Below are 13,841 nucleotides of genomic sequence, written 5' to 3'. Positions count from 1 at the left end.
GCGTCCCCGATATCGGGGACGCGCCGCGTTCGTGCACCTGGCGGGTGCTGTCAGTGCTGAGGGGGCTGTCAGTGCCGAGGGCGTCGGCGTGGGTCGGTCGGGACGACGGGCCCCACGGGCCCTCAGGCGAGCAGGACCTCGTAGGCGCTCAGACGACCAGGACCTCGCAGGGGGCGGCGAGCAGGAGCTTCTGGACGGTGAGTCCGAGCAGGTGCCGGGCGAGGTCGTTCTGACGGCGGATGCCCAGCACGAGCAGCTCGGCCTTCTCCTCCGTGACCACCTGCAGCAGCACGTCGGAGATGTCGTCATCGGTGTGTTCCTGGCGCATCTCGACGCGCACAGCGGCCTGCCGGAGCTGGTCACGAGCGATCTCGAGCTGCTGGTCATCGGCGTGGCGGGGGTCCGAGGTGACGCCGTCGCGCACCACGTTGACCACGATCAGCGGGCCTCCGCGCCGTTCAGCCTGCTCGCGTGCAGCTGCCAGCGCCTTGAAACCCACGTCGGTGGGGATGAATCCGACGACGACTGCCATCTGTTCTCCTCGGGTGCGGTCCTGGCGTCGGCCGTGCCCGTGAGGGGGGCGGCCCGTCCCGATCCTACGGGCTGACGGCGCCGGGAGGGGACCGGAGCCGCGCTCAGACTCCTGTCAGACCCCGGTGCCGGACCCGGAGCTGGGCGTATCGGAGCGCTGCTGACCGGAGAGCTGCTGGATCTCGTCCATGATCCGCGCGGTCATGAGCCGGCGCTTGAGCCCCTTGGAGGCGGCGGGGTCGATATCGCTGAAGTCGATCGGGCGGCCGATGCGCACGCTGACCACGCCGCGCTCGGGAAGCTTCTTCTTCATGAGCTCGGGGGTGCCCTTGAGTCCGACGGGGATGATCGGCCGGCCGGATTCCAGGGCGAGCCAGGCGGCGCCCTGCTTCCCCGGATGCAGCATGCCGTCCTTCGAGCGGGACCCCTCGGGGTAGATGCCGAAGCCCGCCCCGTCGCGGAGGATGACCTGCGCGGACTGCAGTGCGCCCTTGCCCGAGGCGAGGGCCTCCCGGTCCACGGGCACGGCGTCGACGGCCGTGAAGAACCACTTCAGGACCTTGCCCTTGAGGCCCTTCTGGTTCCATAGGCTCTCCTTGGCCACGAACCGGATCTGGCGCGGGAACGCCACCGGGAGCACGAAGCTGTCGATGTTGGAGAGGTGGTTGGAGGCGATGATGAAGCCGCCCTCGGTCGGCACGTTCTCGAGCCCGGTGACCCGGGGGCCCCAGATGAGCGAGACGAAGGGGCGCACGGCGGTGCGGACTCCCATGTAGAAGCGCTGGGTCACGTGGTCCTCCTGGGTCGGCTCAGAACGCGCACCACGATATCCCCGTCGGGGCGGTGCCTGGTGCCGAAGGTCGGTGTGAGCCCACAGATGATGCGCAGGTCGCACCGGTGAAGCGGGCGGGGCGGGTACGGGCTGATGTGGTAGAACAGGCGTGCGTCACGCGCCGAATCCGAGGCGCGGAGCCGGGGACGGCCGATGCGCCCGCCGCAGGTCGGCGGTGCTGCCGCTGTTCCCGTCGATCCCGAGGAGCCTGTCGATGCCGAAGACCTTGAACATCGCCGTGATCGGCGCCGGAACCATGGCGCAGGCCGTGCACCTTCCGGTGCTGCGTCGGCGCTGGGACCGCTTCGCGGTCACCGCCCTGGTGGATCATTCCCCGCGTCGTCGCCGGGAGTCCTCCGAGGTGTGGGGGATCGGTGAGGAGGCGCGCTACGAGAGCGTCGCCGACCTGATCGCCGCGGTGCGTGCGAAGAGCGTCAGCGTGGATGCGGTGGTGCTGTCCACCGATGGCCTGCATGTCGATGATCTGCTGCAGCTGATGAAGCGGGGCCTCCCGATCCTCGTCGAGCCGCCCCTGGGCTACTCCGAGGACGAGATCGCGCGGGTGGCGGACTTCGAGCGGATGACCGGTCGCCGCCTCGTGATGATGGCCTATCCGCAGCAGTACGACGACTCCGTGTCGCGGATGGCCGAGCAGATCGCCACCAAGGACCTGCGGATGGTGGACCACGAGGTGCTGATGCCGGCGAGCCAGCCGTTGTTCGGCGGCGCGCACGTCACCACCTCGTCGTACGACCTCCCCTCCGAGGTGCGCGCCCAGCGCCGCACGAATCTCCAGGAGGCAGTGGTCGCCGGCTCCGGCGACGGCGCGACTCAGCGCGATCGCGACCTCTACGTCAAGGGTCTGCTGACCGGGGTGGCTCATCAGCTGGCCGTGCTCGAGGCCGTGTACGGTCCGGTCGCGCGCCTGGTCGCGGTGCGTCATTGGCCCAAGGGCGTGATCCCCGGTTCCCTCGAGCTGCTCGGCGAGCTCGAGGGCGGTGCGCAGGTGCGGCTGGTCTGGCATTACCTCCCGTTCGCGCCGGAGTACTCCGAGACCATCGAGGTGCTCTCCGCCCGTCGGCGGATGCAGGTCGAGCTGCCGGCTCCCTCGCACGGCGATCGTCGATCCACGGTCTCGCTGCGGGAGAAGAAGGCCGGCGTGGTCCAGGAGACCTCCACGACCGCGGCCAAGGGCTCGGCGGAGCTGATGTGGGAGGCGTTCCATGCCTTCGTCGAGAAGGGCACGCTGCCCTACTCCGGCGCCGCCGAGGCGCAGACCCAGGTCGCGCTGCTGCGCGAGGTGCTCTCCACGATCGTGGTCGCCGACGGACGGAGCCTCGAGGCGGAGCCCACGGACGAGGACCCCTCCGATGAGGAAACGGCCAGCGAGGACTCTGCCGACGGCGGGTCGACGGACGGACCCGACACAACGGACGGGACGGCGGCCGATGGACCCGGCTCGACCCCCGACGGCTCGTCGATGATGGTCACCGCGCCGGCTGCGGTCGCCACGGCCGCCGGCGGATCCGACGAGGCGCCTGGCGGATCCGGCGCTACCGCTGACGTCGCCGGCGCGGTCGCTGCGTCGGACGGGTCCGATGGGGTCGATGGGGCCGATGGGGCCGATGGGGCCGACGGGACCGGCATGACTGATGACGCTGAACAGTCTCACCGCGCCGGTGCCGCCGAGCCGTCGCACCGGGCCGACGACGCCGACCCGTCTCACCGGGCCGATGTCGTCGCCGACACGACTGCCGTTTCTGCCTCCGAGGCGACGGCTGCTTCTCCTGCTGCCGACACGACTGCTGCTGCCGACGCCGGTGCACAGCCGGCGCACGAGCCCGCAGATGATTCCGAGTCGAAGCTCCTCCCCGCCGACCCCGTGGTCAACGCCTGGGTCGTACCGGCGAGGCAGAACGGAGACACCACCGAGGGCTCGGATCCGGAGACCCCCGGAGACCGGCCGGAGGACCCGTCGCGTCCCTGAGGCCGTCTGTTCCAGCCCCGCCAGCACGACGAGGCCTCCCGTCCAGGGAGGCGCCGATCCCCGCTTCTCCGATCGTCCGGAGAGGCGGGGATCGTCGCGTCCTGGGTCGCCCCGCCCTCGGGGCGACGAGCTCCGTCGCGGCGACACGCCGCGACCGCTGAGCGACATGGCGACGACACGCCCGGGTGTCGTCAGGACACGCCGGGATCCTCCTCACGTGGAGGACGTTCCGGAGTGATCCGCAGCGCTCGCCGGAGCCCGTCGTCCACCGCTGCGATGGGCTGTCGGACCCCTCGTCCACACTGCACTGTGCATGCTTCCCCGGGTTTCGTGCGTGGCCCTCGGCAGTTGTCCCCATCCCTCCCGATCTGTCCACAGCCCATCAACAGCCGATTGTGGATGACAGGGTTGTAACTCAGTACATCTTGTGGTCGTTCCACTGAGGCACCACTAGGTGTAGTGTTGACGTTGTCGCAGCGATCCGGGCTTCCCGGGGACCTGCCACCGCATCAGAAGCCCTCGTGGCGGAGGTGGCGGGGAGGTCTCAGAGCGTCGCGACACGGTCCTCGGACCACCAGAACCATCAGCAAGAACCATCCTCTTCGCGCCGCCGGCGCGGCGCTCGAGAAAGGCCCCTTCCCTTGGACATCACCGTGTACTCCAAGCCCCTCTGCGTGCAGTGCGACGCCACCAAGCGCGCCCTCAACAAGGCGGGCGTGGCCTACGACGTCGTCGACATCACCGAGGATGCCGACGCACTCGCCCGCATCAAGTCGATGGGCTACGTCCAGGCGCCCGTCGTCATCACCGAGCAGGACCACTGGTCCGGCTTCCGCCCCGACAAGATCAAGGCCGTCGTGGCGGCCACGGGCGCTCAGCGCAGCGCCGCCGCGATCTGATCGGCCGCCGGAGCTGCAGGGCGAATCGGCGTGACTGACCTCGTCTACTTCTCCTCGGTCTCGGGCAACACCCACCGCTTCGTCGAGAAGCTCGGGATGTCTGCATCCCGGATCCCGCTCTATCCCCGGGACGAGCACCTTGTTGCCGACAAGGAGTTCGTCCTGGTGACCCCGACCTATGGCGGCGGGAACGGCCACGGTGCCGTCCCCAAGCAGGTCATCAAGTTCCTCAACGACGAACGCAACCGGAACCTCATCCGGGGCGTGATCGGTGCTGGCAACACCAATTTCGGGGAGGCGTACTGCTTGGCCGGAGACATCATCTCCGCCAAGTGCCGCGTCCCGCACATGTACAAGTTCGAACTGTTCGGTACCCCTCGCGACGTGCAGCGGGTCCACGACGGATTGGAAGAGTTTTGGCGACACTGACCGAGATGCCCCCGGTCGAGCACAACAGGCAGCTCGACTACCACGCGCTGAACGCGATGCTCAACCTCTATGGTGCGGACGGTGAGATCCAGTTCGAGAAGGACCGGCTCGCCGCTCGCGAGTACTTCCTGCAGCACGTGAACCCCAACACGGTGTTCTTCCACTCGCTGCGCGAGAAGATGGACTACCTGATCGAGAACCAGTACTACGAGGCCGCGGTCATCGAGCAGTACGACTTCTCCTTCGTGGAGTCGCTGTCCGAGCAGGCCTTCGCGAAGAAGTTCCGCTTCCCGACCTTCCTGGGTGCGTTCAAGTACTACACCTCGTACACGCTGAAGACCTTCGACGGCAAGCGGTACCTGGAGCGCTTCGAGGACCGTGTCGTGATGGTGGCCCTCACTCTCGCCGAGGGCGATGAGCAGCTGGCCCGCAACCTCGTCGAGGAGATCCTCGACGGGCGCTTCCAGCCGGCCACCCCCACCTTCCTCAACGCCGGCAAGGCCCAGCGCGGAGAGCTCGTCTCCTGCTTCCTGCTGCGCATCGAGGACAACATGGAGTCCATCGGGCGCTCCATCAACTCCGCGCTGCAGCTGTCCAAGCGCGGCGGCGGCGTCGCCCTGCTGCTGAGCAACGTGCGCGAGTACGGTGCGCCGATCAAGCGGATCGAGAACCAGTCCAGCGGCGTCATCCCCGTGATGAAGCTGCTCGAGGACTCCTTCTCCTACGCGAACCAGCTCGGTGCGCGTCAGGGTGCGGGCGCGGTGTACCTCAACGCCCACCACCCGGACATCCTGCGGTTCCTCGACACCAAGCGCGAGAACGCGGACGAGAAGATCCGTATCAAGACCCTCTCCCTCGGTGTGGTCATCCCCGACATCACCTTCGAGCTCGCCAAGAACAACGAGCCGATGTACCTGTTCTCCCCGTACGACGTGGAGCGCGAGTACGGCAAGCCGTTCGCCGAGGTGAACGTCTCGGAGTCCTACCGCGAGATGGTCGACAACCCCAAGATCGCCAAGAAGAAGATCAAGGCACGCGACTTCTTCCAGATCCTCGCGGAGATCCAGTTCGAGTCCGGCTACCCGTACATCATGTTCGAGGACACCGTGAACCGGGCCAACCCCATCCCGGGCAAGGTCACCCACTCGAACCTGTGCTCCGAGATCCTGCAGGTCTCGACCCCCTCGACCATGAACGTCGACCTGACGTACGACGAGCTGGGCCGCGACATCTCCTGCAACCTCGGCTCGATGAACATCGCCAAGGCGATGGACTCGGCCGACTTCGGGCGCACCATCGAGACCGCGATCCGTGGTCTGACCTCGGTCTCGGACAACTCCGACATCGAGTCCGTGCCGACCATCGCCGAGGGCAACCGCAGGTCGCACGCCATCGGCCTGGGCCAGATGAACCTCCACGGCTACCTCGCACGCGAGTCCATCTTCTACGGCTCCGAAGAGGGCCTGGACTTCACGAACATGTACTTCTACGCGGTCACCTACAACGCCATCAAGGCGTCGAACAGGATCGCCAAGGAGCGCAAGGAGGTGTTCTTCGACTTCGAGAACTCCACCTACGGCACGGGCACCTACTTCGACAAGTACATCGACAAGGTGTGGGAGCCCCGCACCGAGAAGGTCCGCGGTCTGTTCGAGAGCTCCAGCGTGCACCTGCCCACCCAGGAGGACTGGAAGCAGCTGCGTGAGGACGTCAAGGCGCACGGCATGTACAACGCCTACCTGCAGGCGGTCCCGCCGACCGGCTCGATCTCGTACATCAACCACTCGACGAGCTCGATCCACCCGATCGTCTCCAAGATCGAGATCCGCAAGGAAGGCAAGATCGGCCGGGTCTACTACCCCGCGCCGTACATGACCAACGACAACCTCGAGTACTACGAGGATGCGTACGAGATCGGCTACGAGAAGATCGTCGACACCTACGCCGAGGCCACGCAGCACGTGGACCAGGGCCTGTCGCTGACGCTGTTCTTCCCGGACACCGCGACCACGCGCGACATCAACAAGGCGCAGATCTACGCATGGCGCAAGGGCATCAAGACCCTGTACTACATCCGCCTGCGCCAGATGGCGATCGAGGGCACCGAGGTCGAGGGCTGCGTCAGCTGCATGCTGTGAGTCTCTGACCCCGATCACGAAGGGCGGGCATCCGGATCACCGGATGCCCGCCCTTCGTCGTGCCGACGGCGCTGCGGCGAGGGCACGCCAGGTGGACAATAGGGAGAACGGTGTCCAACAGGCTGTCTGGACTGGGTAGGCTGGGGCGGACGTCCGTCCTCCCTGGAGCGAAGGAGCTCTCATGCATGCCGAAGAATCTGCAGCCTCGTCCGGCCTCCCGGCGGGTGCACCGACTGCCCGGCCGGCTGTCCGATCAACTCCCACGATCGCCGACGATCCGGAACACAGCTCCCGGCCCCGCGTGGTCATCGCCGTGGACCTCCCCGAGGAGCTCTGCCAGCAGATCGCCGAGGCCGAACCCCGCGTCGAGGTCATCCGCGACCACACGCTCTATCGGCCTCGCCGCGGACCGGCGGACTGGGCCGGCGATCCCGACCATGTCCGCACTCCCGAGGAGCAGGCGGCCTACGACGCGATGGTCGATTCCGCCGACGTGCTGTTCTCGCTGCCCGACGTCGACCCCTCCGCCCTGCGCCGCACGGCCGAGGCCAACCCGCGCCTGCGCTGGGTGCAGGCCATGGCCGCTGGAGGCGGTGCGCAGGTCAGGGCTGCCGCCCTCGACCCGGCTGCGCTCGAGCGGATCACCGTCACCACCACCGCCGGGGTCCACGGCCGCCCGCTCGCGGAGTTCGCCCTCTTCGGTGTCCTCGCCGGCGCGAAGACCCTCCCGCAGCTCACCGCCCAGCAGCAGGCCCATGAGTGGAGCGACCGCTGGGAGATGAGGCAGCTCGACGAGATGACCGTGCTGATCGTGGGCCTCGGCGGCATCGGCCGCGCCTGTGCGGGCCTGTTCTCCGCAGTGGGCGCGCACGTGCTCGGCACCACCCGCAGCGGGGAGCCCGTGGACGGTGTCGACGAGTTGGTGCCTGCCGACCAGCTCGTCGTGGCCGCCGCGCGGGCCGACGCGATCGTGGTGACCCTGCCCGGGACCGCGGCGACCGAAGGCCTCATCGGCTCCGAGGTACTCGGCGCCGTGCGACCGGGAACCATCCTGGCGAACGTCGGGCGCGGCACCGTCGTCGACGAGAACGCGCTCCTCGCGGCGCTCGAGGATGGCCGCATAGGCTTCGCCGCGCTCGACGTGTTCGCCACCGAGCCGCTGCCGTCGACCAGCCCGCTGTGGGATCATCCTCGTGTCCTCGTCAGTCCGCACACCGCCGCTCTCAGCTCACGTGAGGAGGAGCGGATCGTGCGACTGTTCCTCGAGAACCTCGGCCGTTTCCTCGACGGCGCAGAGCTGCGCAACGTGGTGGATACCGTCGAGTTCTACTGAGTGGACCCCGTCAAGTTCTACTGACGTCCTGCCGGCGTCCTGCTGAGTTGAACGCGTTCCCCTGAACGCTCTGCCGAACGTCGTGCCGAACGTTCCGGAAGGAAGGACCTGTCATGTCCAGCCCTGAGACCCGCGACCCGTCGCCCGCCGTCTCCCGAGCCCTGGGGATCCTGCGGGCCCTCGAGGTCGCCCGCGTGCCGCTCACGCTCTCGGAGATCGCCCGCGAGGTCGGGATCGCGAAGTCCTCCGCCTCGAACATCTGCCAGGCTCTCGAGGGGGAGGGCGTGATCCAGCGCGCCGAGAACGGCTATCGGCTCGGTCTGCGCACGGCCGAGCTCGGCGGGGCCTTCGCCGCCCAGTTCAACCAGGTGCGAGAGTTCTTCTCCGTCGTCGAGGCGGATCCGCTGCTGCGCACCCACGTCGTGCAGATCGCGATGCTGGATGCGCCGGATGCCATCTACCTCGCCCGTCATGAGGGGCGCGCCGAACGTCTCGGCACGCCGCTGGGCTCCAGGCTGCCCCTGGTCTACTGCGCGGTCGGCAATGCGATGCTGCTGGCGATGGGGGAGGAGGAGGTCGAGGCCGTCCTGGCGGCGTCGACCTTCACTCCGAAGACGGAGCGCTCCGTGGCCACGCCCGAGCAGGTGCGCTCGAAGGTCGCCGACGGCCGCGCGCGCGGCTATGCCGTCGACCACGGGGAGTCCTTCGCGGGCATCCTGGGCGTCGCCGCGCCCCTGGACCCCTGGCAGCCGGGTGATCCGCGGATGGCGGTCGGCGTCGCCCTCGGAGCGTCCGAGGCCGACGAGGCGACCATCGCCGCCGTCGGCGCCGCACTGCTCGACGTCTCCGCGCAGCTCACGAACCCGCTCTCGCGCCGACCCGCCTGACGGCGAACCCGCTGCATCGGTCGATCCGGGGCATCGTGCGGCTCGGCGTGTGTTCAACCTGTTGCACTGAGTTCGATATTGGGTACAGTGGGCGGCGTCGCGCGGCTCCACCGCGCTCCAGCACTCCCCGCACGTACCCGTCGCATCGAAGGAGATGCCATGAGCTCGACGACGAGAGCACCCCGGCCCGAGGGCGCACAGCATCTGTCCGACCAGGAGTACGCCGCGAATCTCCGCCGTGCCACGCTCTCCTCGAGCATCGGCAGCGCGATGGAGTATTTCGACTTCGCGATGTACGGCCTGATGACCGCCCTGGTCTTCAACACCCTCTTCTTCCCCGAGGGCGACCCGGCGATGAACACGGTCGCCGCCTTCGGGATCTACGGCGTCGGGTTCGTCGCCCGCCCCTTCGGCGGGCTCCTCTTCGGCACCCTCGGGGACCGGGTGGGACGCAAGTGGGTCCTGGTCGTCACGGTGCTGCTCATGGGCGGCTCCTCCACCCTCATCGGGGTGCTGCCCACCTTCCACCAGGCCGGTTACCTCGCCCCGATCCTCCTCGTGATCCTGCGCCTGCTGCAGGGGCTCGGAGCCGGCGCCGAGCAGGCCGGAGCCACCGTGCTGATGGCCGAGTACGCCCCGGTGCGACGTCGCGGCTTCTTCTCCGCGCTGCCGTTCATCGGCATCCAGGCCGGCACCCTGCTCGCGGCGCTCGTCTTCACGCTGCTCACGCTGATGCCCGAGGCCGCCTTCCTCGCCTACGGCTGGCGCCTCCCGTTCCTCGCCTCGTTCGTGCTGATCATCGTCGCGCTGCTGATCCGCTCCCACCTGCGCGAGACTCCCACCTTCGTGCACCTCGAGAAGCACGAGCAGGTCGCCGAGCGCCCGCTGCGGGAGATCTTCACCCGCGGCCGCCCCGGGGTCGTCGTGGGCATCGGCCTGCGCATGGCTGAGAACGGCGGCAGCTACATGTTCCAGTCGCTCGCGCTCGCCTTCGTCACCTCCGCCGCGATCGGGCTCGACCGCGGCATCGTCACCTGGGGCGTCACCCTCGGCTCCCTCCTCGGCATGATCACCGTGCCGCTGAGCGGGCATCTCTCCGACCGCTTCGGCCGCGTGCCCGTCTATCGCGCCGGCGCCGTGTTCATGCTCGCGTACACGTTCCCGGCCTGGTATCTGCTGTCCATCGGCAGCGAGGCCGTCGCGGTGGCGGTCATCGCGATCGGACTCGGCATCGCGGTGAACACCATGCTCGGCCCGCAGTGCGCGATGCTGCCCGAGCTGTTCGGCGCCCGCCACCGCTACCTCGGCGTCGCCATGGCTCGGGAGATCTCTGCGGTCCTCGCCGGCGGTCTGGCCGGCGTGCTCGGCGCCGCCCTGCTCGCCTGGACCGACGGCAACTGGATCGTGCTGGCCGTCTACATGGGAACCCTCGCCTCGATCACCGTGGGCGCCACCTTCCTGGTGCCCGAGACCCGCGGCCGGGACCTGCTCTCGGTGCAGGATGCCCTGCGCCTCTCGCTGGACGAGTCCGACCGCGAGGACCGTGCGGCGGAGTCGGCCGTCGCCTCGGGCAGTGCACGGACCTCCGCCTCGAGGGTCCTCAGCACGCCACAGTCCTGAGGCCGGCGGTGCGGTGCCGAGCGGTCGAGCGCCCGACGGCGGGCCGCCGGCGACGAGGGGCGGCCCCGAGGCCTCCCTCCCATCGGGGGACGGTGATCAGGGCTGCCGGGGCCCCTGCGGATCGAGGCGACCGTACGTCAGCCGCCGCAGCAGCATCTCCGCCGGGCCGCGCACGCTTCGTGAGTCCATCCAGGCTGCGAGGGGCAGGGAGAGCAGCCAGACCAGAAGAGCGATCCCCACCGCGCCAGCAGTGCTCAGGTGCACGCCGAGTCCCAGTCCCCAGTCCGCCATCAGCGGCGCCAGCAGCAGCGACTGGAGCAGATAGAAGGTCAGCGAGCGCTGCCCGACGGCGCTCAGCGCACGCACCAGCCCGCCGGTCCGGGCCGCCGACGCCCCCGTCGAGGCGGCCCCGGGATCTCGCGCCTGCGTGGAGGAGGGAATGCCATAGGCACGCAGAGCCGGGGCCCGCGCCGCGTCCGCGGCGGCGGCCTCCCGGCGTCGCTCGCGCCGGGCCGCCTTGTCCGGAGGACCGTTCCCCGAACCCGAACCCGAACCCGAACCCGCGCCTGAGCTCGCGCCTGAGCTCGTTTCCGAGCCCGGGTCCAGGTCAGGACCTGACGTCGTCCTCGCGGGGGCACGCCCCTCCAGGCGGACTGCGAGCAGGCCGAACGCCGCGGCGTAACCGATCCCGCAGGCGATGCCGGCCAGCGAGTTGAGACCGCTGAACGCCCAGCCCACCGCCTCCGGCAGGGGGATCGCCCCTACGATGAGCAGGGCGTCGGGCACCCCGCCGAGCCAGCCGATGGCGATGCCGCCGACCGCCACGCGTGCCAGCAGGCGGGTGTGTCGTCGCGGTTCGTCCAGCACCCGGTGGCGCGCGGCGACCCAGCCCACCAGGATCGACACCGGGGTGAGGAGCAGAGCACCAGGCAGCAGCCCCATGGTCCAGATCGCCAGGCGGGCGAGGATGGAGACCAGATACGGCTGCCCGTAGGCGTAGTCCCGCACGAGCCCCATCCCGAAGGATCCGGACTCCATGGAGCCGATGACCTCGGGCGGCGCGAAGAAGACCAGTGAGATGGCGCTGAGGATGCTGAACAGGGCGAACAGGAGCATCAGCGCGACGAGCACCCCGATCCAGATGACCAGGGTGCGCGTACGTCGACCGAAGAAGATCCATACCATCAGCAGTCCGGCCACCGCGTACGCCCCCAGGATGTCCCCGTAGAACAGCAGAGCGGCGTGGAGCAGGCCCAGCAGCAGCATCGCCCAGTGGCGGCGGCGCATCATGGCGCGCACGATGCGTGGCTCCATGCCGCGGTCGAGGCGGGAGCGGTAGAACTGCACCATCCCGTAGCCGAAGAGGACCGCGAACAGGGGCATCGCCCGGTGGTCGACCGCGATGGTCATGGCGACCTGCACCACCTGGTCGGCGCCGTTGCGGGCAGGGACGTGCGGCGTCATGCCCACGGAGCCCTCGTGGCCCCAGAGATACCAGGAGACGTTCGCGATCGCGATCAGCGCGAGCATCAGCCCACGGGCGATGTCCGGCGCGAGGGACCGCGGTGGGGCGGCGGACGGAAGAGCCGGAGCAGACGAGCCCTGGTCGGCCGGCCTCGGATCGGACGGAGTCGGAGCGGACGGCCTCAGATCGGCCGGGACGGGACCAGGCGAGTTCCGGTCGGACGGGGTCGGGTCGGTGGCCGGGGTGGGCACGTCGGTCACGTCGGGGCCTTCCTCTGTGGCGGCGCACCCGGATCTCCAGCACGTCTCGCTGTGGGCGCTTCACGTCGTCTCCCGAACCTAGTGAGGCGCGGGGAGGATGTCCCGCGACCAAAGTCGGGTGTCTGTCATGGATCGGCGTGACGGATGTCAGGGACGGGCAGGAGCGCGTGGAGCGCTTGGAGTGAACGGGGCGATCGCAGCGGACAGGGCGTCGGGGAGGGGCCGATGCGATCCGACGGGCCCCGCGACACGACGCGCCGGGACGAGGTCCTGGGGGCGGATCCCCGCACTCCGCACCGCCGTTCCGGGGACCGCGATGCAGGTCGTGGCCATGGCGCGGACGTGGTGTCCAGAGACACCCGTCCCGGAGGAGCGGGGATGGCCCGGCCGAGCGCCCGTACTGCCTAGACTGGCGGGGAACTAGACCCCCTGGCGGGGAGCTACACCCCCGATTCTTTGCGACAGTGAGGCTGCGGTGAACGACCACCTGAAGACGACGGTCCAGGCGATCAACTGGAACCGGATTCCGGACCCGAAGGACCAGGAGGTGTGGGACCGCCTGACCGGCAATTTCTGGCTGCCGGAGAAGGTCCCGCTGTCCAACGACATCCAGTCCTGGAACCGCCTCCCCGAGACCGAGAAGAACCTGACCATGCGCGTGTTCACGGGTCTGACCCTGCTGGACACGGTGCAGGGCACCGTCGGCGCGGTCTCTCTGATCCCCGACGCGATCACCCCCCACGAGGAGGCGGTGTACACCAACATCGCGTTCATGGAGTCGGTGCACGCGAAGTCCTACTCCCAGATCTTCTCGACGCTGTCGAACACCAAGCAGATCGACGAGGCGTTCCGGTGGAGCGAGTTCAACGAGCCGCTGCAGAAGAAGGCTCAGATCGTCATGGGCTACTACGCGGGCGATGACCCGGAGAAGCGCAAGGTCGCCTCCACGCTGCTGGAGTCGTTCCTGTTCTACTCGGGCTTCTACCTGCCCATGCACTACTCCGCCCACGGCGAGCTCACCAACACCGCCGACATCATCCGCCTGATCATCCGTGACGAGGCGGTCCACGGCTACTACATCGGGTACAAGTTCCAGAAGGCGATGGAGAAGGCCTCTCCGGAGCGCCGCCAGGAGCTCAAGGACTACACGATGTCCCTCCTGTTCGAGCTGTACGAGAACGAGGAGGAGTACACCGAGGATCTCTACGACCCGGTGGGCTGGACCGAGGAGGTCAAGACCTTCCTGCGCTACAACGCGAACAAGGCGCTCATGAACCTCGGCTTCGAGGGTCTGTTCCCGCAGGACCAGACCGAGGTCAATCCGGCGATCCTCGCCGCGCTCTCCCCGAACGCGGATGAGAACCACGACTTCTTCTCCGGCTCGGGCTCCAGCTACGTCATGGGCAAGGCCGTCGAGACCGAGGACGACGACTGGGACTTCTGAGCCCCGCGGCGGAGCA

11 protein-coding genes are annotated in these 13,841 nt (G+C 68.7%); 8 read left to right on the top strand and 3 right to left on the bottom strand.

Annotation, left to right across the window (positions count from 1 at the left end; all coding sequences use genetic code 11):
- Window positions 1-148: 148 nt before the first annotated feature.
- Both INT49_RS16695 and INT49_RS16690 read right to left on the bottom strand, forming a co-directional pair.
- Entirely contained in the window at window positions 149-532 is a 384-nt protein-coding gene (locus tag INT49_RS16695) for a universal stress protein (RefSeq protein ID WP_193118880.1), read from the bottom strand.
- Between the two features lie 114 nt (window positions 533-646).
- Window positions 647-1,321 (bottom strand): lysophospholipid acyltransferase family protein, encoded by a 675-nt coding sequence (locus INT49_RS16690; RefSeq protein ID WP_193118879.1) that lies wholly within the window; start codon window positions 1,319-1,321, stop codon window positions 647-649.
- A gap of 256 nt (window positions 1,322-1,577) precedes the next feature.
- Here INT49_RS16690 and INT49_RS16685 point away from each other — a divergent pair, with 256 nt between their 5' ends.
- The 7 genes from INT49_RS16685 to INT49_RS16655 all read left to right on the top strand — a co-directional run bounded on the left by INT49_RS16685 (window position 1,578) and on the right by INT49_RS16655 (window position 10,656).
- Window positions 1,578-3,350 carry a Gfo/Idh/MocA family protein gene (locus tag INT49_RS16685; RefSeq protein WP_193118878.1) on the top strand — a complete coding sequence of 591 codons (1,773 nt, stop codon included), beginning with the start codon at window positions 1,578-1,580 and terminating at the stop codon, window positions 3,348-3,350.
- A gap of 641 nt (window positions 3,351-3,991) precedes the next feature.
- Window positions 3,992-4,249 carry a glutaredoxin-like protein NrdH gene (gene nrdH / locus INT49_RS16680; protein ID WP_193118877.1) on the top strand — a complete coding sequence of 86 codons (258 nt, stop codon included), beginning with the start codon at window positions 3,992-3,994 and terminating at the stop codon, window positions 4,247-4,249.
- Window positions 4,250-4,279: 30 nt separating this feature from the next.
- Complete coding sequence (gene nrdI / locus INT49_RS16675; protein ID WP_193118876.1) at window positions 4,280-4,678, top strand: class Ib ribonucleoside-diphosphate reductase assembly flavoprotein NrdI; 399 nt, start codon at window positions 4,280-4,282, stop codon at window positions 4,676-4,678.
- 5 nt (window positions 4,679-4,683) lie between these two features.
- Window positions 4,684-6,816, top strand: a complete 2,133-nt coding sequence (gene nrdE, locus INT49_RS16670) for a class 1b ribonucleoside-diphosphate reductase subunit alpha (protein ID WP_193118875.1) — start codon at window positions 4,684-4,686, stop codon at window positions 6,814-6,816.
- 181 nt (window positions 6,817-6,997) lie between these two features.
- On the top strand, window positions 6,998-8,149 hold the full coding sequence (locus INT49_RS16665; protein ID WP_193118874.1) for a D-2-hydroxyacid dehydrogenase: 1,152 nt from the start codon (window positions 6,998-7,000) through the stop codon (window positions 8,147-8,149).
- Window positions 8,150-8,262: 113 nt separating this feature from the next.
- Window positions 8,263-9,036 carry an IclR family transcriptional regulator gene (locus INT49_RS16660; protein ID WP_193118873.1) on the top strand — a complete coding sequence of 258 codons (774 nt, stop codon included), beginning with the start codon at window positions 8,263-8,265 and terminating at the stop codon, window positions 9,034-9,036.
- Between the two features lie 159 nt (window positions 9,037-9,195).
- Window positions 9,196-10,656 (top strand): MFS transporter, encoded by a 1,461-nt coding sequence (locus INT49_RS16655; RefSeq protein WP_193118872.1) that lies wholly within the window; start codon window positions 9,196-9,198, stop codon window positions 10,654-10,656.
- A 96-nt stretch (window positions 10,657-10,752) separates the two neighbouring features.
- Here INT49_RS16655 and INT49_RS21275 read toward each other — a convergent pair whose 3' ends face one another.
- Window positions 10,753-12,186: a DUF418 domain-containing protein gene (locus INT49_RS21275; RefSeq protein ID WP_226850787.1), complete on the bottom strand. Its 1,434-nt coding sequence runs from the start codon at window positions 12,184-12,186 to the stop codon at window positions 10,753-10,755.
- A gap of 670 nt (window positions 12,187-12,856) precedes the next feature.
- Between INT49_RS21275 and nrdF the strand changes: the two genes are divergently transcribed.
- Window positions 12,857-13,825, top strand: a complete 969-nt coding sequence (nrdF, locus tag INT49_RS16640) for a class 1b ribonucleoside-diphosphate reductase subunit beta (RefSeq protein ID WP_193118871.1) — start codon at window positions 12,857-12,859, stop codon at window positions 13,823-13,825.
- The last annotated feature ends 16 nt before the right edge of the window (window positions 13,826-13,841 follow it).

Source organism: Brachybacterium tyrofermentans, assembly GCF_014897585.1.
Lineage (GTDB): Bacteria > Actinomycetota > Actinomycetes > Actinomycetales > Dermabacteraceae > Brachybacterium > Brachybacterium tyrofermentans.
This window is presented reverse-complemented; position numbering and strand designations above follow the sequence as displayed.

Bases quoted from the DNA above. Each gene is read 5' to 3' on its own strand.
- INT49_RS21275 (WP_226850787.1), bottom strand. From the start codon at position 12,186: ATGCTCGCGCTGATCGCGATCGCGAACGTCTCCTGGTATCTCTGGGGC.
- nrdE (WP_193118875.1), top strand. From the start codon at position 4,684: ATGCCCCCGGTCGAGCACAACAGGCAGCTCGACTACCACGCGCTGAAC.
- INT49_RS16655 (WP_193118872.1), top strand. From the start codon at position 9,196: ATGAGCTCGACGACGAGAGCACCCCGGCCCGAGGGCGCACAGCATCTG.
- INT49_RS16665 (WP_193118874.1), top strand. From the start codon at position 6,998: ATGCATGCCGAAGAATCTGCAGCCTCGTCCGGCCTCCCGGCGGGTGCA.
- INT49_RS16685 (WP_193118878.1), top strand. From the start codon at position 1,578: ATGCCGAAGACCTTGAACATCGCCGTGATCGGCGCCGGAACCATGGCG.
- INT49_RS16695 (WP_193118880.1), bottom strand. From the start codon at position 532: ATGGCAGTCGTCGTCGGATTCATCCCCACCGACGTGGGTTTCAAGGCG.
- INT49_RS16660 (WP_193118873.1), top strand. From the start codon at position 8,263: ATGTCCAGCCCTGAGACCCGCGACCCGTCGCCCGCCGTCTCCCGAGCC.